Annotated in this window: 14 protein-coding genes; 13 read left to right on the top strand and 1 reads right to left on the bottom strand. The window is 48.8% G+C overall.

Annotation, left to right across the window (positions count from 1 at the left end; all coding sequences use genetic code 11):
- Nucleotides 1–7: 7 nt before the first annotated feature.
- The 12 genes from essC to ACYUJT_RS19275 all read left to right on the top strand — a co-directional run bounded on the left by essC (nucleotide 8) and on the right by ACYUJT_RS19275 (nucleotide 16,790).
- Nucleotides 8–3,922: a type VII secretion protein EssC gene (essC, locus tag ACYUJT_RS19220; protein WP_460325230.1), complete on the top strand. Its 3,915-nt coding sequence runs from the start codon at nucleotides 8–10 to the stop codon at nucleotides 3,920–3,922.
- A 38-nt stretch (nucleotides 3,923–3,960) separates the two neighbouring features.
- The gene (locus ACYUJT_RS19225; protein WP_460325232.1) at nucleotides 3,961–4,272 is read left to right on the top strand and encodes a WXG100 family type VII secretion target; all 312 of its coding nucleotides are present in this window, start codon (nucleotides 3,961–3,963) and stop codon (nucleotides 4,270–4,272) included.
- Between the two features lie 37 nt (nucleotides 4,273–4,309).
- Nucleotides 4,310–4,600: a WXG100 family type VII secretion target gene (locus ACYUJT_RS19230; protein WP_460325234.1), complete on the top strand. Its 291-nt coding sequence runs from the start codon at nucleotides 4,310–4,312 to the stop codon at nucleotides 4,598–4,600.
- 87 nt (nucleotides 4,601–4,687) lie between these two features.
- Entirely contained in the window at nucleotides 4,688–5,008 is a 321-nt protein-coding gene (locus ACYUJT_RS19235; protein ID WP_460325236.1) for a WXG100 family type VII secretion target, read from the top strand.
- A gap of 15 nt (nucleotides 5,009–5,023) precedes the next feature.
- On the top strand, nucleotides 5,024–6,187 hold the full coding sequence (locus ACYUJT_RS19240) for a hypothetical protein (protein ID WP_460325238.1): 1,164 nt from the start codon (nucleotides 5,024–5,026) through the stop codon (nucleotides 6,185–6,187).
- A 95-nt stretch (nucleotides 6,188–6,282) separates the two neighbouring features.
- The gene (locus tag ACYUJT_RS19245; protein WP_460325240.1) at nucleotides 6,283–6,948 is read left to right on the top strand and encodes a hypothetical protein; all 666 of its coding nucleotides are present in this window, start codon (nucleotides 6,283–6,285) and stop codon (nucleotides 6,946–6,948) included.
- Nucleotides 6,941–8,944 (top strand): Mbeg1-like protein, encoded by a 2,004-nt coding sequence (locus tag ACYUJT_RS19250; RefSeq protein WP_460325242.1) that lies wholly within the window; start codon nucleotides 6,941–6,943, stop codon nucleotides 8,942–8,944. Before ACYUJT_RS19245 ends, ACYUJT_RS19250 begins: the two co-directional genes overlap by 8 nt.
- Nucleotides 8,945–9,049: 105 nt before the next feature.
- Entirely contained in the window at nucleotides 9,050–9,718 is a 669-nt protein-coding gene (locus tag ACYUJT_RS19255; protein WP_460325244.1) for a hypothetical protein, read from the top strand.
- Nucleotides 9,711–11,714, top strand: a complete 2,004-nt coding sequence (locus ACYUJT_RS19260) for an Mbeg1-like protein (RefSeq protein WP_460325246.1) — start codon at nucleotides 9,711–9,713, stop codon at nucleotides 11,712–11,714. The genes ACYUJT_RS19255 and ACYUJT_RS19260 overlap by 8 nt, the downstream gene beginning before the upstream one ends.
- Before the next feature lie 305 nt (nucleotides 11,715–12,019).
- Nucleotides 12,020–12,832 (top strand): copper amine oxidase N-terminal domain-containing protein, encoded by an 813-nt coding sequence (locus ACYUJT_RS19265; RefSeq protein ID WP_460325248.1) that lies wholly within the window; start codon nucleotides 12,020–12,022, stop codon nucleotides 12,830–12,832.
- A 614-nt stretch (nucleotides 12,833–13,446) separates the two neighbouring features.
- On the top strand, nucleotides 13,447–15,666 hold the full coding sequence (locus ACYUJT_RS19270) for a hypothetical protein (protein WP_460325250.1): 2,220 nt from the start codon (nucleotides 13,447–13,449) through the stop codon (nucleotides 15,664–15,666).
- Between the two features lie 173 nt (nucleotides 15,667–15,839).
- Nucleotides 15,840–16,790 carry a serine/threonine-protein kinase gene (locus ACYUJT_RS19275; RefSeq protein ID WP_460325252.1) on the top strand — a complete coding sequence of 317 codons (951 nt, stop codon included), beginning with the start codon at nucleotides 15,840–15,842 and terminating at the stop codon, nucleotides 16,788–16,790.
- Here ACYUJT_RS19275 and ACYUJT_RS19280 read toward each other — a convergent pair.
- A complete protein-coding gene (locus ACYUJT_RS19280; protein WP_460325254.1) occupies nucleotides 16,753–18,855 on the bottom strand; it encodes a VWA domain-containing protein in 2,103 nt (700 codons plus the stop codon). The two genes, ACYUJT_RS19275 and ACYUJT_RS19280, sit on opposite strands and share 38 nt — an antisense overlap.
- A gap of 409 nt (nucleotides 18,856–19,264) precedes the next feature.
- Here ACYUJT_RS19280 and ACYUJT_RS19285 point away from each other — a divergent pair, with 409 nt between their 5' ends.
- Complete coding sequence (locus tag ACYUJT_RS19285; protein ID WP_460325256.1) at nucleotides 19,265–21,433, top strand: transcriptional regulator; 2,169 nt, start codon at nucleotides 19,265–19,267, stop codon at nucleotides 21,431–21,433.
- Nucleotides 21,434–21,466 lie beyond the last annotated feature (33 nt).

Genomic DNA, 21,466 nt, shown 5'->3' on the forward strand with positions numbered 1-21,466 from the left:
GGTAAATATGATTAACGAAAACTATGAATTTAGCCGTCAGCCCCGTTTCTTACCAGAAATGCCCGGCGGAGAAATCGACATTCCCAATCCGCCTCATGCCTATGAGAAGCCGGAAATATCCTGGTTCACGTTATTGGCTCCGCCGGTCGTGATGCTGGTCATAACACTGTTGCTCGCCTTGACATATCAATCGATGTTCATGATGCTGTCTATCGCGATGACCGTTATGACATTGGTCGTATCGCTTGCTACCGCCGCTTCGCAAATTAAGAAGTACCGGAAGAAGAAGAAGGAGCGCGAGCAGAAGTATTTGCAATTTATTGCGGATACCCGCAGTGAGCTAATGCTGGCCAGAGAACAGCAAATCAAAGCTATGAACGAGATGAACCCGGAGCCTGCGGCCTGTCTGCAGCGCATCCAGGAAATCGATAACCGGCTGTGGGAGCGAACGCCTTCTTCCCCGGACTTCTTGTCGCTTCGTCTCGGGGTAGGCAGCGTTCCTTCGGCACTGCACATCAAATATACGAAGCAGGCGATCATCATGGAGAGCGACCCGCTCATCATGGAGCCGCAGAGATTGGCTCTTGAATTCGAACGGGTTCAGGATGTGCCGGTCTCGATCAATCTGATGGCTTCGGAAATTTGCGGCATTGCCGGAGAGGAAGAGAAGACCTTCGCGATCGCCACACAGATGCTGCTGCAGCTCGTTACGCATCACGGGTACGACGATGTGCGAATTGTTGTGCTGGCTGCGGAGGAAGGGCTGGAGAAGTGGAATTGGCTCCGGCAGCTGCCGCATTTGTGGACGGACGGGTTCGATGCGAGGTTTCTGCTCTGCGGCAAAGCAATTGCGCATCAGGTGCTCGGCGGGCTGAACGAGGTACTGAAAGAACGTGAGCGTAAAGAGGTAACAGGAAGCCCGCTTCCGCATTTCGTCTTCATCATCGAGGACCCTTCCCTCTTGGAGGAGGAGCCAATTAACAAATATTTGTACAACAAATGCGCTTCACTTGGAGTGTCTTCGGTATACATTGCCAAAAATCAGGCTTATCTGCCGATGAATTGTAAGCAGGTCATCGTCCTTCAGGGCAAGAACGGCGAGTTGGCTGACCGGGAATCCGGCGAGAAATCGACGTTCATCCCGGATCAGGTTCCCATGCGGCAGTTGGAGGAGGCCGTGCGCCGGATGGCGCCGCTGCGGATCAAAAATTCGAGCGCGAGCTTTGCACTGCCAACCTCGCTGACGCTGCTGGATATGCTGCAGGCCAAGACGACCGGGGAAGTCGATCTGCTGTCCCGCTGGACGAGGAACAAGCCGTTCAAGGGCATGAGCGTGCCGATCGGGATCAAGGCTGGAGGCAGCCTGTTCCACCTCGACATGCACGAGACCGGTCACGGTCCGCATGGCTTGGTCGCCGGGACGACGGGCTCCGGGAAGAGTGAGCTTTTGCAGAGCATCATCATTTCCCTGGCCATCAACTATCATCCGCATGATGTCGTGTTCGTGCTGATCGACTATAAAGGCGGCGGCATGGCCGATATTTTCAAGGGCATGCCGCATCTGGTCGGGACGATTACCAACCTGGGCGGAAATCAGACGACGCGCGCTCTCTTGTCCATTAAGAGTGAGCTGATGCGGAGACAGCGTGTGTTCTCTGAATATGGGGTAAATAACATAGACAGATACCAAAAGCTCTATTACAGCCAGAACGAGGATGGCCGCATGCCGGCGATTCCTCATTTGATCATGATTGCCGACGAGTTCGCCGAGCTGAAGCAGGATCAGCCAGAATTCATGAAGGAGCTTGTCAGTACCGCAAGGGTCGGCCGAAGCCTCGGCGTCCATCTGATCCTGGCGACGCAGAAGCCGGCAGGCGTCGTGGACGACCAGATTTGGAGCAACTCAAAATTTAAAATCTGTCTGAAGGTTCAGGATGAGGCTGACAGCAAGGACGTGATCAAACGGCCGGATGCGGCCATGATCAAGGAGCCTGGCCGTGCTTATATACAGGTGGGCAACGACGAAATTTTCGAGCTGTTCCAATCAGCATTTTCCGGGGCCGATTACGACCCGGAAGGAGAAATGCTGAAGAGCGAGAACCGCACGAAACGCCTTTACGAAATTTCGCTTCACGGCCGCGCCGAGCAAATCTATCCGCTGGAGGAAGAGAAGATCGCGCTGAAGGAAATGCCTTCCCAGTTGAAGTGCATGGTCGAGCACATCATCTCATTCTCGGAACGGAGCGGCGTACAGTCGCTTAAAGGACCTTGGCTGCCGCCGCTTCCAGATACCGTATTCCTGGACGATTTGTACGCTCCGGGAACAGGGCTGGATATGGAAATGGGCTGGCCTGGGGAGGAAGAGATTCTCAGCGCGCCGGTCGGCCTGGTGGATGATCCGCGGGGCCAACTGCAGGAACCGCTTGCGATCGATTTTGCGGCCGAGGGAAATCTGTTCGTGTACGGCTCTCCGGGTACGGGCAAGACGTATCTTCTGAGATCGCTGTGCATGTCGCTGGCCTATAAGTATTCACCGTCCGACGTTCATTTGTACGTCATGGATTTGGGGGGCTCCTCCTTCAAGCTGTTCGAACGGCTGCCGCATTGCGGCGGAGTCATGACGCTGGAGCAGGAGTCGACGATCCAGCAGTTCGTCTTATTCCTGTTCAGGGTGATGGACGAGCGGAAGAAGCTGTTCGAGGAAAGCCAGAGCGACGGTTTTAACGATTACAGGCTTAATGGCGGGAAGCTCCCGGCCATCGTACTCGTCATCGACAACTATTTCGCGCTGTCAGAGACTTACGAAGAAATCGACGAGAAAATGGTCACATTGGCCCGAGAAGGCTCCAAGTTCGGCATTTACATGGTCGTTACGGCCACGAACGCCTCCCTTGTCCGCTACAAGCTGTCCGTGAACTTCAAAATGGCGGTGGCGCTGCAGCTTACGGATAAAGGAGAATACGCCAACATCGTCGGACGGACGGAGGGCCTGGAGCCGGCCAAGGTGTCCGGTAGAGGCCTCGTCAGCGGCAAGCCGCCGCTCGAATTCCAGACGGCCATTCCCGAGTTCAGTGCGCGGAGCATGGAAGAGCTCATCCAAGACTTTGAGTTCTTCGCCAGGGAGAACCTGGTTGAGCCGGCGACGCCGATCCCGATCATGCCTGCCAAAATCGACATGAAAGAGATCAACCAGGGCGGAGAGCTGCTGGCCATCGGGCTGGGAGATCATGATTTGATGCCAGTCTACGTGGACTTGACGGCTACGCCGGTGATCATGATCGCTGGCGACGCGATGTCGGGCAAGAGCACGCAGCTCGTCTCATGGATCAGCATGCTGGATGAGAAGCTGGGTTCGGACCAACTGGAGGTCTATGCCCTCGATTCCAACTCGATGGGAATCTATGAATTAATGAAGCTGCCTAGCGTGACAGACTTGTCGCAGATCGAAGACATGTACGACTTCATTGATAAAATCAAGCAAGAGCTGGACGACCGGCGTGCCAAGTTCCTGGCCGCTAGGCAGGCGAACGGCGACCTGAATGACCTGGTGCGTTCCTGGAAGCAGATGATCTTCGTCATCGATAACTTAAGTGAACTGACCAATGGGGATCAGTATTCACTCAAGGAATTGATCGAGCGCATTGCCAAGCATGAACGCGGCATGAAGGTAGCCGTTATTGCTGCGGATCAGACCTCTGAGCTCGCCAATAACTGGGATAGCCTGGGCAAAGTGCTGCGGGAGGAGCAAACTGGCCTCTTGCTCGGCAGCCTCAAGGAACAAAGCCTGTTCAATACGAGGTTCCCGTATGGGAGCCAGGAGAAAGATATGGAGCTTGGCGACGGCTATTTTATCGTAAAGAACAAATTTACGGGCCTGCGTACGGCCATGTTCTCGCAGCAGCATGAGAAGGTCATGATATAGAGCATCCGGGCAAGCCGATTCATTGGGGAGGGGTGTAAATGCCTTCATCCGGAGAAATCCGCAGAAAAGCAGCTGGAGTCCGTGTCATATCCGAAGATATCAGGCGCGAATCATCGAAGTACCAAAGTGTTGTGGGCGATGTGAGCACCTGGTGGAAGGGAGAAGCGGGAACCAGCTTTAGAACCGGGTACCAGCAGATTCATCGCGATATCAGCGACCTGCTCCGCAAGCTGGACGGCCTGGAATCCAAGCTCGGCAGCAATTTGGCTAATGCGGTCGATCGGGCCGAAGAGGAGCGGAGACGGAAAGCGGCGGAGGAGAGGCAGCGTTTAGCTGCGCTGAAGCCATAGCTTACCCGGATGATTACACTTGAAAGGAGGTGAGATAATGTCAAACTTAACGTTTAGTCCTGGACAGGCCCGCAGCGTGTCCAAGTCGATTCTGAACAAAGGCAGAAATGCGAAGGATCTCGTAGAGCAGCTGCACAGAGAAATCAATTCCGTTGAAGGCTGGTGGCAAGGTGATTCTGCCAAGGCTTTCGTGGATGAATTCAGACAGTTGAAGCCTAACCTTGATAAGTTGGTTGAATGCGTGGAGAACATCAGCAAAAACCTCGACAAAATCGCTGATATCAAGGAGCAAAGCGAGAAAGATATCGCTAGCGCGCTTCGTAAATAAGGAAGATCGGCGTGGTACACAGTTTGCTGCTGTTATCACGCCATTTTCTAAATTAATACTCATTTTCTTTGGATGGGAGGTGGAGAGATGAGCACACCAAGTGCCATAAGCGGCACGGCCAGAAGTATCCGCAATGAGCTGGGTGAGGTTAGACGAGAGGAAGCCAAGCTGCAAGCCGAGCTATCCGGGGTCACGTCCTGGTGGAAGGGCAGTGCGGGCAAAGCGCTGACGGACAGCTATCAGTCGCAAACGCGAAACGAAATTAAACGATTGTATTCGGACATTGAGAACTTGCAGTCAGGCTTGGAGAGGCTGGCCGCCGAGGTGCAGAGAGCTGACGAGCAAAGACGGATCGAAGCTCAGCAGAAGGCGCTGCAGCTCCAGCAGCAGAGGAATGCAAAGAAATAAAGGGGTGTACCAGGCGTGTTGAGGGATAAGGATAAAATACTGTTATGCGAGCTGCTGAGAGTTGGGGACATTTCTCCATTCATCCATCGCCCCTTGGAGCATTTCTCCGAATGGGGGAAAGAGCTGAGTGGATACCCTGATTTGGAGCTGTTGACTCGCGAGATATTGTCCAGCCCCGCGTTGCTGCGCTTGTCTTTGCAGCAGCATAGGAAGCTGGAATATATGAGTTTGTACATATTTGCAGATGATGAAGGCAACAGCGTCATCGTGCCCCATGCGAACGAGCACCCGGAACTGCAATTGGACATTCATCATTTCTTGGATGATGTGACGGAGTGCGTCTTGCAATGGAGGGATAAGGGCAGCTGTTCCTTGACCGGTATGAAGGCCGGCGGCTACTGTGCGGCTAGTCTTGCGGAGCGGCTGGATCTGGAGGCCACTGTATTCGCGGTGCCTACGGGCGAAGAGCTTCCCGGAAGGGTGCGCAATCTCGTGGCCGAACATGACCCGGTTGGCGATTGCCTGGATAAGGTCGTGTTCGTGAAGCAGCAGACGGAAGAAACGGATATGGAAGAGGCTTACTTCAAGATTCTCGAGTTTGATTTGGAAGGTAATACCGTTCCGACGATCCAAAGCGAATATTCTAAATTTGTAAGCTGGTTTTATGATACGGTCGGATCGATCCGTCCGGATGTATGGCATATTTTTTTCGGAGAGAACAAGGAAGAAGAGCCGATCATGGATTATGGGCTTTATTCTTTATTTTTGAAAATGGATGGTTTGACGGAAGAGAGCGTAGGGCGCTCCATTGAGCAAATCGTTAGGTATACGGAGAAACAGCTGGAGAAGAACAGAAGCACGTTGCAAAACGAATTCAGTCATATTGAGGTTGATCAGATCAAGGGTTTTATCCGCGAGTGCGGAGAGCAGCTGACAAATCAGGCTGTAGATATGGTATATGACGTGTATCGAAGCGTCGAGACCATTTTGGCGGGCGCTGCCTTGTTTACGATGAATAAGAATACAATTGCGGTGATTCCTGTGATGGAGGGCTTTAACGCCCAAACCGGCGAGCTGCTGGACAGGGAGATCGTATTTATAACGGATACAATTGAGCAGGAATTTCAGAATTACATGGACAATATGCTGATGTTTCCCGAGATCTCGTTGGATTGGTAATCCGCCCTTAAAGGAGGGAAAGTATGAACCTGTGGACAAAACGATTTATCCTGGGGCTATTAAGTTTGATCATAATATGGGGAGTGAGCGGGTGCATGAACAAGAAACCTAACCCTGAAGCGATTAAGGAACAGATGTTGAGGCATCTGGAAGAGAAGTATGGGGAAGAGTTCGTGCCGATGTCTTTAAGTCTGAGTGATTGGGCGTATAGTCATGATACTTTATTTGCTTTCCCGAAAAAAGGGTCAGAGAATGACAGTTTTGAGGTCTGGGGAACGAAAAAAGATGACGGTACTTACGCTATCCATGATGGTTATTTCGGGATCTACATTAAGCCGGAATATGAGGCTGTTATGTCTGATATTGTAAACGATATTTATGACGAGTTTAAGCTCTACACGGATCTTGGTGAAGGCGTCCTCCCGGATCGGTTGAACAAAGATACCAATATTGAGGAAATTTATAATGAAGATGAACTGTTCTCATCAAATACAGCAGTGTTTGTTAAAGAATTATCTGCGAAAGGAATAGATGATGGAGATAGTCTTCGGAAAATTGCCGAGCAAATGCAGGCCAAGAAAATGGTCGGTAGCGTACGTCTATATGTCGTTTTTGACGAAAAGTTTGAAACGGTAAATATAGATGCTTTAAATCTAACTCCAACTCAAAAGAGTGAGTATTTTATACGCGAACGTAAAAATATAAACGTTACAAAAGATCTTAGAATAGTGAACTACGAGGAGGTACAAATGGATGGCTGAATTAAGTGAAAGTCAACTAATTCTCCTCAATAATTTAATTTACCTTAATGAAGTAGTGAATAGAAAAGATATAACTGTTGGTCAAATAGTGAATGAATTGATTTATGACAACAAATTAGATGAAAGTATAAATGAGGAAAAAATAGGTACAGACGAAGAATACCCCTGTAATATGTCCAGGGGCGAATGGCTTGCCATATTAAATGCAATAAATAAAGACTCACAGTTAAGGGATTTAAAAGTTAACCATGGTATTACCGGGAAAATGAACGACAAGAATGGACAGCCAATAATGAAAAACGGCAAAGTCCTAGAGGCCGGCATGCGTGCCGCTACCTTCGTCGATCCAGATGGCCGTGCTACGGTAGTTTTCCGGGGAACGGGTGGCGACTTTGAATGGTTTGATAATGGGCAAGGCGGTTATTTAGCAGATACACCGCAACAGATAGCTGCCCTGGAATATATTGAAAGTTTGGAGTACGACAATATTACTGTTACAGGACACTCCAAAGGTGGTAATAAGACGCAGTATGTCGCGATTCTGTCGGATAAGGTGAAAGAAGCAGTGTCTTTTGATGGCCAAGGTTTTTCGAGGGAGTTCTTGGAGAAGTATAAAGACCAAATAGCAGCGAATGCTCACAAGATTACCTCGATTTCTTCCAAGGACGATTTCGTTAACTGTCTACTTTATCCCATTTCCGAAAAGATTAGATACATAGATACAGAGGAACAAGAGAAATTTAAGTACAACCACCGTCCCAATATTCTATTAGACGAGAATGGTCAATTACGCGGGCCTACCGATCATCCTGGGGACATCCCTAAATTTATTAATTCGTTTACGATTTATATCCACGAAACGATGGATGAACCCTTCCGTAGTTATGCATTTGATGGGGTGTTGTCTTTATTGAAAAAGGGAGACGAGGGTTTTGCCAAAGAGGGTTGGTTTCATCAAGGTTCTGCTCTAGCTATGGTTATAAGTCATCTGGATGATTACACCATCTCCCAGATTGCCGAAGAATATGGGGATGGAGCAGAACTCGTTGCCGTGATTATCGCAAGCATGCTATATCCTTACTTGTTTACTGATGATGTGATTAGGGTTTCAGCTAAAAATATATGGAATGCTATCGATTATTCGATAGACCAACTGAAGAAATTTGGCGATTGGCTTATAGCACTATTAACGAGTGCAGTTGCCAAACTCAAACAGGCAGGGAATATAGTGGCTGTTGGAGCTGCGAAGTTTGCAGAACGGCTCAAGGGCGGGTGGGAGAAGTTTAAGGAGGGCGTAATTGTATTTTCACGTACACTTGTAGAAGCAACGGAGCAGGCTATCGAGCATTTTACGAATAAACTCAAGCAAGCCGTTACTAATTTCTGCATCAATATCGCTGAGGGTACAAAGAAGATTCTTACAGCGATTAAGCAAACATGGAATAAGGCTGTCGATCATGCCAAGCAGGGTGTAATTAATATGCTCAATAAAGCGAAGGATGATCATACCTCCAAATTAGCTATGTTTTTGGTCTATATCACTGTAGTTAGTGAAATGCAAAAACAAGTGGCAGGGAGCAGCGATCTGAGTGTTCAAAAAACAGTGCCTAATGTGGCCAAACCTAAACTTGCCACTAAGGTGGTCAAGGAATATGGTTCCTACACTTCCGTCCAATTGACTGTAGATTTCAGCCGATTAGCTCATCTAAAGTTGAAATTTAGAAGCTTTGAGGAGTTGCTAGGCTCGCGGGTTCAGCAGATGCTGTCCCAGTCGGAGAGAATGATTTCGGGCACGGGGCGGTCATACAGTGAGTCCAATGTCCAAAGGCAAATTTACCAACTTCATCGGACATGCGATCATATCAGGCAGAGCAACAAGAGGGTGGCTGCCGGGCTGCAAAATAAAGTAAGGTACCTAACTTATGCCGAGGAACAGTACCGCAGAGTGGAGAGTATGATCTCCAAGCAGATTTTATCAAGCGCAGTTAATATATGAACTAGTGAAAATGACTGAAGGGAGGGGAAAAGGTTGAATCTATGGACGAGGAAATTCATCTTGAGCTTGTTAAGCATCATTATTATATGGGGAGTGAGTGGATGTATGAGTAAGAAGCCGAATCCGGAAGCGATCAAGGAGCAAATGTTGTCACACCTGGAGGAGAAGTATGGGGAAGAGTTCGTTCCGATCTCACTAAGTTTGAGCGATTGGGCATACAGCTATGACCGGTTGCAGGCTTATCCGAAACAAGGATCCGAGCAGGATCATTTTGAGGTATGGGGCACGAAAATGGAAGACGGCTCATATCGCATTAGCGACGGGTATTTCGGAATACTCATCAAACCTCAATATGAGGCGGCGCTCTCCAATATTGTCCGTGGAACTTACGATGAATTCAAGCTGTATGTGGATTTCGGCGAGGGGGTCTTGCCGGATCGTTTAAAAAAGGATACGAAGGTGGAACAGATTTATAGCGAGGATGAGAATTTCTCATCGGATACGGTGATTTTCGTGAAGCAGTCCTTGGTTAAGGATCAAGATATCGAAGTCGGCTTGCGCCAAATTGCAGGGAAGATGCGCGAGCAGCAAATGGTCGGGTTCGTACGGATGTATGTCGTTGCGGACGAGAGATACGATTCTATTGGCTCAGGACCTCAGAATTTGAGCGCTTTGCAGGATGAGGGGTATTTTGTTGGAGACTATAAATCGGTCATGGTCACTCCGGATATGACGATCAGGCAGAACGGAGAGGAGGTTGTGACGGATGGCTGAGCTGCAAGAGAATCAACTACTGCTGCTGAATAACCTGATCTACCTCCAAGGGGTGGCTGATAGCAACGGTAAAAAGGTCGGAGACATCGTAGATTCTTTTTTATATAGCAACGGTCTGGACAAAAGCCGGAACCAGAGCAAGATTGGCACGGACGATGAGTACCCCTGTAAAATGTCCAAGGAAGAATGGCTCGTTATTTTGCGGGCCATCGAGAAGGACTCGCAGCTGCGTTCCTTAAAAGTCGCGGATGGCCGAACCGGCGTCATGTTCGACAAGAACGGCAAAACGATTCAAGGCAGCGACGGCAAGCCGCTTGAGGCCGGGATGCGGGCAGCCACGTTCGTCGACCCGAAAGGGGAGGCGACCGTCGTTTTTCGGGGAACGGGCGGCGACTATGAGTGGCATGATAACGGGTCAGGCGGATATTTGTCGGATACACAGCAGCAGATTGCCGCTTTGGAATATATCGAGAGCTTAAAATACGAGAATATCACGGTTACGGGCCACTCCAAAGGCGGAAATAAAACGCAATACGTAGCGATTCTGTCCGATAAGGTGGATCGGGCGCTCTCGTTCGACGGACAGGGCTTCTCCAAGGAATTCATCGAGAAATATAAGGACCGGATCGAAGCGAATAAGCATAAGATTACTTCGGTATCCGCGATGGACGACTTCGTCAATTGCTTGCTGATCCCTATTGCGGGAACGATCAAGTATATCGATACGGACAAGCAGGAGCAATTCATTTACAACCACCGCCCTAACATCGTCCTCGATGAGAACGGTCAAGTAAGGGAACTGGCTGAACAGGGGGATATTCCGAAGTTTATTAATGAATTCACCATTTATATTAATGAGACGATGGAAGAGCCTTACCGCAGCTATGCGCTCGACGGTGTGTTGGCTTTTATGGAGAGCGGAGCCGAAGGCTTTGAAAGAGAAGGCGACTTCCAGAAATGGGTCGGGGCGGCGATGGTGCTTAGCCATCTGGACGATTATGCGTTCAGTAAAATTGCCGAGGAGTATGGGGATGAGGTCGAGTTAGTAGTTACATTTATCGCTGCATACTTATTCCCGTACATATTCGCTGATGATTTCCTGAAATCCCTGGGCAAGAACATCATGAATGGGATCAATTACGTTATGGACAAGCTCAATCAGTTCGGCGATTGGATCGTGAAGCAGCTGACGATTGCCGCTGCCAAGCTCGTCAAGGCGGGGAAGATGGTAGGAGATGCTTTAACGAGGTTCGCTGAGCAGGTGAAGATGGAATGGGGGAAATTCAAGGAACGGGCCAAAGAATTGGCCAAGGATATCGCGATAGCGGGGGTTCGTGCGGCACAGGCGATGGAGCGATTCAAAGAGAAGGTTAAGAATGCAGTGGCGAGCTTCTTCAGGAGCATTGCCGAGAGAACGAAAAAAATTATTGCCGCCATTAAACAGACCTGGGATAAAACCGTCAACGATGTCTCGAACAGCGTCAATACGGCCATCAACGAGGCCAAAGCCGGACTGTCCAAGAGATATGACGCGTTTAAATCCAATATCAAATTACTGGCGCAGCTGCCGAAGCGGGCGGCGGGCATGCTCACGGCCAGGAAGGCTCCTTCCTCCGGCAAGAATAAGAACTATACGGCAAAAATCATCAAAGGATACGGCTCGCATACCTCTGTGAAGTTAGCTGTGGATTTCGGCCGTCTGAACCATTTGAAATTGAAATTTAAAAATTTCGAGAATTACTTAGGCTCCCGGGTACAGCAGATGCTGTCCCAAGCGGAGCGGATCTCCTCCAGCACGGGCCGCTCTTACAGCGAGCCTAACGTGCAGCGGCAGGTGCATCAGGTTCACCGCGCCTGCGATCAAATAAGGCAGCGCCACAAGAAGGTGGCCGCCGAGCTGCAGAGCAAAGCGAAATTCCTGACGCATGCCGAGGAGCAGTATAGAAAGATTGAGCGCATGATTTCGAAGGATATTTCGATGGGCGTTTCTTTTTAAGGGGAAAACAGGTTTGAGATGCCTACACCAATTTTTTTGTATATTAAATGGAATCTATGGTGTTAAACAGGCTTTAAATGATTGTTTAGGGGATTTAAATGGATTTTATACACTTAAAATCAAGGATCCAGCACATTGTTGGCATTTTCCCATCAACTAACGACATGAAATCCATTTAAGTCTATTTTTACTTTCTTGTCGCAGAAACTAACTGCCATCAATCCATTTATTATAAGTTGAATCATACAAATGGATGTGAGGCAAGTGATGACACCTCATACACCAAATATTAGGAGGGCTATGATATGAAAAAAAGAATTGCAACAGCACTAGCCATGCTGCTGTTATTGCTGGGGCTCGTACCCGTCCTGACCGCAGCTAAACCATTGCCACTGCGTGTGGAGGTTAATACGAATCGCATCTACTTCCCAGATGAGCAGCCCTATGTAGACAAGGCTCAGCGGGTACAGGTACCTGTTCGTTTTGTTAGTGAAGCTTTGGGTGCAAAAGTAGGCTGGAATGAGGCCACCAAAACCGTTACGGTTGACCTGGATTCAAACCGCGTGGTCTTGGTGCTCGGCAGCAAGAAGTACACAGTAAATGGCGTGGAGAAACAAATGGATACGGCAGCAGCGCGAGTTGGAGGTAGAACTTTCGTTCCGCTTCGTTTTATAAGCGAGGGATTGGATGCGTCCGTAAAATGGGATTCCGCAGTGAGAACAGTCTATATTAATACGGCTGGATTCGATCCTAGTGATGTTAAACCTGAATCGGACCAAATTGTACATGAAACTCTTCACGGCTTCAAAATTAAGCATAATACTGGCTCAATGATGGATATCAAGAAAGGTACTGGTGAAGGTACTCAAGCCCTGATGGCAATCCTTATAGATTTTGGCATGTGGGGGGGAGATCATGAGATGCAGCTGGAAGAGTTGGAAGAAATCCTTCTACAAAGAGTTGAAGAAAAAACTGTTAAATCTGTTATGAGCTATGTCAAAACTAAAAAAACACCTGAACCAGAGTTGGAACCGAAAGAATTTTATGATGATACGTTTAAGATTAGAGTGGCATCAAATATAAATTCAAATATTGCAGTAACTATATTTTATAAGTAGGTGCAACCATGAAGAAGTCAATAAGGATAATATTATCTGTGATTATGTTATGCGGTATATATCCTTATCAACCTGTTTTCTCTGAAGAAGAACCGATTAGCCAAATTCCCAAGACTGTTGAAGAAGTAATTCAAAAGATAAACCAAGATATGCGAGTATTATATGGTATTAAGGAAGAGCAGTACTACAAAGATCATATTATGAAGGACAATAAGCGTTTAAATCTCAGAAAGGATTTAATCCGGGATAGGTTGAATAGAGCTAAACAAGCTAACGATAAATTAGAAGAAAAAGAAAAAATAAAGTTATCCACTTATGAAATAGTCTATGGAGAGTCACATGGACAAACGATTAACCATAGAGGCAAGGAAATGAAGGTATATAGCGGATACTCTAGAGACGGGCACCCTGTTCCGGCAGAAGGGGTACCTTGGTATGCTGGTTGGAGCGGGACCAAAATACAAAACTTCCCCCTGATTTCAAAACCATGGATAGATGATAGAGTAACATCCAAGTATAAGATATCGCCTAACAAATTCGATGCTTACAGAAGTTCAACAAACCCATTCCTGCCGGACGGAACCTTTGAAGAGGCTATCCTCACTGGTCTAAATTTGGAGTACGCAGGCGAGAAATACGAAAAGTTCATGTACAACAATCAAAACTCTAACTTGGCAGATAAAGTGGTATATGACGAAAATGGCAAACCTAAAAACGGCAGATGGATTGATTACGTCCACGTACTCCAGCCGCCGACTGAGATTTCCTGGGGATTCGGTACGGTATATATTGATAGCAGTATCGGCATCACTTATCTGGATATCCCGATCGCCCCGTTTAATTTAATGAGAGACGACATCTCAGCGCAGTTTGAGCAGTTGCCGGTCGAGGCGGTGCCTGGGGAAACGGTTCGGGTGGGCGTGAAGGTGAACTCGACCTTTATCGATTCGGTGAACTCGAAATATGAATGGGCAATCACGCGTGTAAGTGATGGAAGAAAAATGACCGCTGCGGATGGGCTGAAATTCAGCGGGCATGGAACGGCGGAGTCGGGCACTGTTAAGCTCGACCGGAACCAAAGCCGGATACTGTATGCCGATTTTACTATGCCGGAAAGCGAGATTCGAATCCAGTTCAACATTAACAAGGACGGGAAGTCGCCAGAAGAAACGGATCTAAGCAACAATGTTCTCGATTCCCATCCGAAGGCGGTCAAGGTTGTTGTCCCAGTCGGACTCGGATATGATGTGTTATCCAAAAGGGAAAACTTCCCGTTAAATCAGGGGAATCCTAATACGGCAACCCTTGTTTTGCCTAGGTCTGATGCATGGTGGACAAGCAATTCGACCGGTGCGCTCAATGTAACCAACGATACGCCTACTTTATTTAGAGCCCATCAGGTATTGAACAATTCGCGCGTCAATGAGCCGAGTGAGACGGTGACGCGAAGTCCGATTTTCTTGACGACGATTAAGAGGGAGGACTTCGGCGACGATCCCGTAAACCGGAAATGGATGAAACCTGATCCTAGTCCAAGCACTCCGATTCAGAGAATCGGCACGGTATCCCAAGCAGGCAGTATTCAAAGAAATTATAGCTACAATGAGACGAATTGCAAGCAAAATGAAGAAGGCAAGAGTGAATGCAGTACGGTGACCAAAAGCGGTACAGCTACGGCATCCTTCCAAGATGGCCTGGATAAGAAAGCTTATCAATTTTACGTATACAATGGAAAGAAGGATATCCAAAAGCCGTCCTTTCAGAATAAAATCGACAGCAACACGCCCGACTCGCTGAAGAAGGATCTGTTCTGGGAGAACGAGAGCTATACCTATAACGTCATCCGCTGGATGTACCATTTGGATGAGGGCGGGAAGCCATATCAGCCTGATGGCGTGAAGGTCGATGCCTCCGATTATGGGGTAGCGGTGCCTGGCCAATATCCGCGTATATTTACCCAGCAAGCCAGCGCCAATGTTGCATGGAAGCAGGAGAAGCCGATGGCTGAGGAGTATGCGACCGCGAGAAATGCCGCCAAGGACCGCAAGAACAACAAATCCCTGTACGATAAAGCCGTATTCCCAACCGACCGCGATTTGCAGAAATACGCTTATCCGATCAAATCGGGATATTATTTCAATCCGGCGGGCAGCTATACCTTTACCGTTAAGACGGTTACGTTCAAGCAGTCGGAGGCAGACACGGCCGATCACCGCGATCTGGTTAATGCCTTAATTCATTCTTTCCGCTACGAAACGAACCTGATCTATATCAACAGCAACAAAGAAGCGGTCAACATTAAAAATGCAGGGCTTGCCAAGCAAGGCGGAGGCTTCAAAGCTGTTTCAGGGATTTTGACGGCGGAAGATCCTAAAGGCGTGAACGGTGCTGTATTGCTTGAGGTAAAGGACCGAAAGAGTGATTCCAAGCGCTATACCAAGGAAGTGGAGCCGATTTATTATTCCCAGGATCAAGACGAGAGCAAGACCCATGCATTCTGGAAAAAAGTGCTCGAAGGCTATAGCGAATCCTCCACAGCAGGCAGCAATACGTATTATAAATACCGGGAGTTCGTGAAAAACGGCGAACCGAACATGTACAAAATCACAGAAACGACGGAAGTAACCATTCAGATCAATCCAGGCAATCTTCCGGTCTATACGCATGCTAACATGCAAAACGGCAAGTATTATGTAAAAGCGTGGATAGACGATGTAGCCCTATCCAAATTGCCTTATGCCTACAATAAACTCCCTGCTCTTAAGGGGGTTCATGTACTTGATCAAATCGAAGTAACCGTAGTCGGTTCCATGTTCGATGATTTGAATAACTAGTTTGTTCGGGTGCCCTTCATTGGTATCCTGTCTGATCTTACGATGCTAAGAGAGAAGACGGGGATGGTGAAGGGCACACTTGATTTAACAACAGATCTTAAACATGCATGGTCAACTTGTTCATAAATTGGTAAGATGAGGATATACATAACGTTTGTTCGCGGAGGTTGACAGTGAATAAAGCTTTACTGGAGAATGATGCAAATGGTTTGCGCCGAAATGCGCGATTGCAGAACGGAGTATCCGGCAAGGAGCGGCGGACCTATCGGGTTCGTAGCAGGATTTCGGCAAGTGAGCTGGCCATAGTATATGCGGCCAGAAGCGAAGAACAGGAAATAAAATGCGTAATAAAGGAGTTCTTCCCGAAGGCGCTCGTGCGCAGGGGGAAGGATGGCAGCTCCGTGCGCCGATTGTCCGGTGTGCCGGACGACAAGTATGAAGCGCTGAGGAATGCGTTCCTTAATGAAGGAACGCTTCTAAATGCTGTTGAGCATCCCGGCGTTGTCCGCTGCATCGATCAATTTGAACAAAATGGCACCGTCTATATCGTCATGGAGTTCATCGAAGGGGTCACACTGGCGGAATGGATCGGAGGACGTCCAGACATCATAGAGCCCGGCTTCCTGTACAGGACGATGCTTCCCTTGATCGAGACGCTGGAGCATCTGCATAAGCAGGGAGTCATTCATCGTGACTTGAAGCCGGGCAATATTATGATCGATCCTGAGGGACGCGCGAAGCTGCTTGATTTCGGCTCTGCTGTCCGCTTCGCTGAAAGCAGCGGGCATACGATCCTGACGACAGCAGGTTATTCGCCGCTTGAGCTCTATTCCGAGCAGTCTAAACAAGGACCGGTCAGCGACATATACAGCTTGGCAGCATTATTGTACTATTGCTGCCGCGGCACGGCGCCGACCGATGTCCGCAAGCGGCTGTTCGATGACCGCCTGGAGCCGATTAGCGCCGGGCTGAAGCACGGCTGGCCGTTTCTGTCCCGGGCGATCCGCCGCGGGCTCATCGTATCCCCGGATAAGCGCTGCTCTTCCCTCAAGTGGTTTAAGGCGGCGATTACGATGGAATACGTAACTAGCCCGTCTGCTCGCCGGAAGAGCCGTTCCGGATAAAGATATTCGTCGCAGGCTTAATCGCCTTATAACGCAGCTCGATTTCGGTAATGCCGTCCTCGAATGTAATGTACAGTTTGTCATTATATTCGAGGACTTCTTTTTTGTCCTTCGGCAGCGGCGTGCGGTTGCGGACAAGGGAAGAGCGCGACGTGTTCTTCACGATCAGCTTGCCGTCTTTTCCTGGTGTAAAAACGATTTGCTCTGCTTCAGGGAGCGGCTCATGGACATCGAGGCTCACGAATAATTCAAGCAGAGTTACCTTCCGCCCCTCAAAAGAGGTGAGCGGCCATGACTTGACCGGGACTTCGCTTCCGCTAGCCGTCGCGAGGAAATATCCCTCCAGCTTGCCGGTAAAGCCTGGTTTCGGACGAAGCCATAAGAATAATCCTACGGCGACCGCAACCAGCAGCACGCCTCCCGCGATAGACCATTTCAGCGCCGTATATTTCGATTTGACGTGAACGTTCAAGACGGCGGTGGCCGAGCCACCCTCTGAATCCGTGGCCGTCAGCGTAATTTGTGTCTGTCCGGTCTTCAGCGGAGACAAAGCGAGTTCGCCGTTTTGGAGCTCGGGAGTTATCGTTTTGTCAGGGTTACCGCTATGCAGTTTATATGTTAATTCATCCCCGTTTTCGTCGAGGAATAAGTCGCTTAATGCCAGCATGGCTTGTCCATTTTCTTTAATGACCTCCACCTGCTCGCTGCCATGGACAATCGGTGCAAGATTGACGATCTTCTGTTCATGGACGGCGCTATGCCTGTAGAAGCTTGGCCCATCCATTTTTACCTGCCATTTGTATTGTCCTGAGGAAGGAAATACGTATTCCGCATAGAAGCGCGTTCCTTCGTTTTTCATATCTACAATCGTGTCTTTATTCGTTTGCAGATTGGTAACGATCAGTTGACCCTGCAAGTCTTGGTACACTTCCTGTTCCGTTAACGGCTCATTCGCTGCCGGATGGATCAGCTTGGCCTCGATGCCGGTTGGCTGCCCCTTGATCGCATTTTTGCTTGTGATCTCGGCATGGGCTTCCATCTCGTAGCTGCCGAGCAAATTGATTTTGACGAGATCTCCGGGCGTCCCCCGGAATTTGAGCTTGGCCGTCCCCTTTTTCGGTTGCGATACCTTGACCAGCGTATAACTCCCCGATTTGAACATGCGAATGTTCTCCGAGCTGTAGAACAGCTGCGTCTCTTTGAGCGAATGCTCAGAGAGCAGAATGATATTGGCTTCCCGCATGCTGGAATTAGGAATATCGACCTGTACCTCCTGCAGTTGTCCTGTAGCGGTAACGCCGGCCACCGGAAGCAGAACTGATCTCATTTCTGCCGCAAAAATCCGGTTGAAAATTTCCGGCAGGTCATCAGCGCTGCTCGTAATATACGATGCGCCGCCCGTCTCTTTGGCGATTCGTTCCAACTCTTGAGGGTTGACCGTCCCATCATGGTTCAGTCCGATCGTATAGATCGGATAACCATCCTTCTGCGCCTTAGCGATCGCTTTGTCTACGTCCTTGGCCGAATCGGCCGCAGTCCGTTTGGAATATCCGGGGCCAAAATCGGTTTCCCCGTCCGAGAGCAGAATGACGAACGGCTTGCGTCCGCTCCCCTCTCCTTCAGCTGCTTTTGAGGAAATTAAATTCCCGCCCGTATTTAATCCCAGTCCCAAATCGGTGTATCCGCTTCGGCGGAGTCCGGCAATTTTCTGTTTCAGCTCCGTTTTATTCGCCGCAACGGAAATCGAAGTCAGCGGCTTCGAGGCGACGATCTGGTGGTTGTAGGCTACGAAGCCGACCCGAGTCCGACTCGCTTCGCTCATATCCATGAACATATGAATGACTTCGTTGGCCGTTTTGTTTGGATCGGCATGATTCATGGAGTAGCTTGTGTCCAAAACAAAGACCGCATCAAAAGCGTCGGTGTAGTTATTCTGTAAGGAATTTGCAGAAATGGTGGCCGAATTGTGAAAAATCGACGTAAAAAACATAAAAACAAAAATCAGGATAAAAGTCCTAGTTGCCGAAAATTTGGTGGATGATTGTTTTTGCTTTTTTTGCCTCATTTACCGATACCCGCCTTATGTACTATATAGTGTTGAAATAGAGCGAAAATAGTCGCCCGAATATGTATATTTAAACTTATATCGGAATAGGTCCTTGTTTATTGTATATAATTCCAAAAAATAGGTCTTTGATTGGATATATTTCCCTTAGGTCGTTGGGTGCAAGGTTCTTTAGTCCCTGAATCCATCAACAATTCAAGATATTGACAATTGATATGGGGGGTGTTTAATATTACCCTCGAGACCCGGGTTGAGCTAGTTCATCCCGGTCATGCGACTCATGTATCCCGTACGATAGTCGGATACTGTCGAAAAAAAACAGTAGTGCAAGCGTCCGGCATGGAAATGAATCCGGAGACTTCATCAGGCCGGCTGCGCTTTTTTAGAAACGGGAGGAGGAATTACGACAATGGATATTATCAATCAGACCAATCGAACGATGCTGTTCGAGGAGATCAATCCCGAGAAGCTGGACCTGATTACCATCGTGGGTGATGTCAAAGGCATTGACAGCCTAAGCGACGACAAAATCAAGGAGATCAACAGCCAGCTATTGGTGCGGAGCTTCGATGAGTTCCTGGACAAGTTCTCGCCGACGGTGTACTCATTCTTTAATGCGGCTAACCAAAAGGTCGTCTACATGTTGAAGAAGCCTGAAGGTATTGCCGAAGAAGCGATCTCCGAGATCCGGATTGATCAGCACAATGATTTCTTGAAAATGCTGTTCACGCTGATCGACACGAAGCGAAGCCAAGGGATGACGAACGTGGATTTCAAGTTTGAGCATCTGCTCGACATGATCTCTCCGAAGAAAGTCATGGACGACATCCGTCAGGTTCGCAAGGAAATCCATTACATGTATGGACAATACGAGAAGCTGGATGAAGAGGATCCAAAGAAGCTGGATATGGGGGACAAGCTGAACGCGATGTTCGAAGAGGCGAGTGCCAATTACAACAACGTGATGGCGATGCTTCCGCTAGCGATCGAGGATATCAAGACTCGGCTTCTGCTGGGCAGCTCAAACGAGGAGCAGGATGCCGAAGCGGTGCAAATCGGTATGCTGACGATCGGGGAGAGCGGCGAGCTGAAAATCATTGAAGCGCCGAAGAGCGAGAGCACAGAGCTCGTGCTGCTGGATGAGAGCAGCTCTAGTGACCTGGCTCAAGTCTTCGAAGAAGACTATAACTCTATCACGGAGTCACCATCTGGTTATGTGAAGGATCTGGTTGTCCGCACGTTCAGCCCGCTGCCGGCCGTAAGCACGGAAGTGAATCTGGAGACGGAAGTACAGAACTACAACACGTATCTGGAATTCTACAAAACGGCGAAGGATGATTTCGTTAAAACGGTTAAGCCGTTGGTCGAAAAAATTCTCGGTGTCAAAATGTACTTTGACCAATATGCGGTTAAGAACAAGGGCATGGCTCCTTCTCTACTCGTGACGAATACGAAGCTCGACATGACCGTGAAGAGCGCGAACATTCCTCGTCTGGAGACCTACCTGAATACGGTGAACTCGAAGAACGATTTCAGCGATACGATCTGGTTCGGTATCGTGCCTTCCGTTGAGCTGGAGACAGCTGGCAAGGTGAAGGTTAGCCGCGAGCGCTTCAAGGGCAACGAGAAAATTGCCAAGCAGGACGGCAACACGATGGAATCGTTGTCGATGCTCATGCAAGTCGTCAAAGACTTCAAGGTGCAAATCTTCTTCAGCTTCGAATCGGGAGAAGAGACGACGTTCAACAACATGGCTACCGCAGGAATCGACAAATACATCGACAAATGCGCGCCGCTTATCCGCAAGGAGTATAGCGAATATGCCGTTCCGTGCATCCCGAACTTTACCGTCATTCCGAAGGAAAAGTCTGGTGTAGTCATCGACAGCCGTATGGTACAGACCGATAATGGCGCTCAGCTCTCCAAGGAGAAAGAAGACATTCTCAAGCTCTGGATCGAGGGTGTATACGTAGGCGCGTCCTATGTAGCTGCAGGGATCGTGGCGGCATACCAATGTCCGGAATACTTGAAGGAATCCTTCAAGAACACGAGCAAAGAATTCCCTGGCGTGCGCTTCGACATCGAAGCGGGCGAGAACAGCCTGCGGGCCGTAACGACGATGGCCAAGGAGATTACCGGCTTCACGAATACGATCAAGGATTCGATCAATCGGAAGAACTTCGGCTTCATCTTCTCGTCGGAGAATGCTCAGCTGCAAGGCAAAGACATTCGCCGGATTACGGTGTACAAGGCAAGAAGCCTTGCTGCGTCGGAGGATGGGTTCGACTCGATCTACAAAACCCTGGTTAGCACATACATAGAGCGGATTCTCCGCTTCCAGACGGCGGACTTCAAGCATGAGAACATTATTAAATTTTTCAGCAACAATCCGAGCAGCCAGAAGAGCATGTGGCTGGCCAAGCGCGGTTTCATAAATTCAATCATTCACGACGGCGATGACATGAACTATGTGATCGACGAGAAGAACAATCTGTGCCACATTGACCTGATCTATAACGGCAATGTGAAGAATTTGGAAGTTATGATCACCAAAGGCACCAGCCCAGTCAAAGTCTAAGGCAACTTTTGATCACGGAGCGGAGACTGAAAG

The organism is Paenibacillus sp. YSY-4.3 (assembly GCF_054767475.1).

Coding starts and splice junctions, on each gene's coding strand:
- ACYUJT_RS19235 (WP_460325236.1), top strand. CDS start 4,688: ATGAGCACACCAAGTGCCATAAGCGGCACGGCCAGAAGTATCCGCAAT.
- ACYUJT_RS19245 (WP_460325240.1), top strand. CDS start 6,283: ATGAACAAGAAACCTAACCCTGAAGCGATTAAGGAACAGATGTTGAGG.
- ACYUJT_RS19265 (WP_460325248.1), top strand. CDS start 12,020: ATGAAAAAAAGAATTGCAACAGCACTAGCCATGCTGCTGTTATTGCTG.
- essC (WP_460325230.1), top strand. CDS start 8: ATGATTAACGAAAACTATGAATTTAGCCGTCAGCCCCGTTTCTTACCA.
- ACYUJT_RS19230 (WP_460325234.1), top strand. CDS start 4,310: ATGTCAAACTTAACGTTTAGTCCTGGACAGGCCCGCAGCGTGTCCAAG.
- ACYUJT_RS19260 (WP_460325246.1), top strand. CDS start 9,711: ATGGCTGAGCTGCAAGAGAATCAACTACTGCTGCTGAATAACCTGATC.
- ACYUJT_RS19280 (WP_460325254.1), bottom strand. CDS start 18,855: ATGAGGCAAAAAAAGCAAAAACAATCATCCACCAAATTTTCGGCAACT.
- ACYUJT_RS19250 (WP_460325242.1), top strand. CDS start 6,941: ATGGCTGAATTAAGTGAAAGTCAACTAATTCTCCTCAATAATTTAATT.
- ACYUJT_RS19285 (WP_460325256.1), top strand. CDS start 19,265: ATGGATATTATCAATCAGACCAATCGAACGATGCTGTTCGAGGAGATC.
- ACYUJT_RS19255 (WP_460325244.1), top strand. CDS start 9,050: ATGAGTAAGAAGCCGAATCCGGAAGCGATCAAGGAGCAAATGTTGTCA.
- ACYUJT_RS19225 (WP_460325232.1), top strand. CDS start 3,961: ATGCCTTCATCCGGAGAAATCCGCAGAAAAGCAGCTGGAGTCCGTGTC.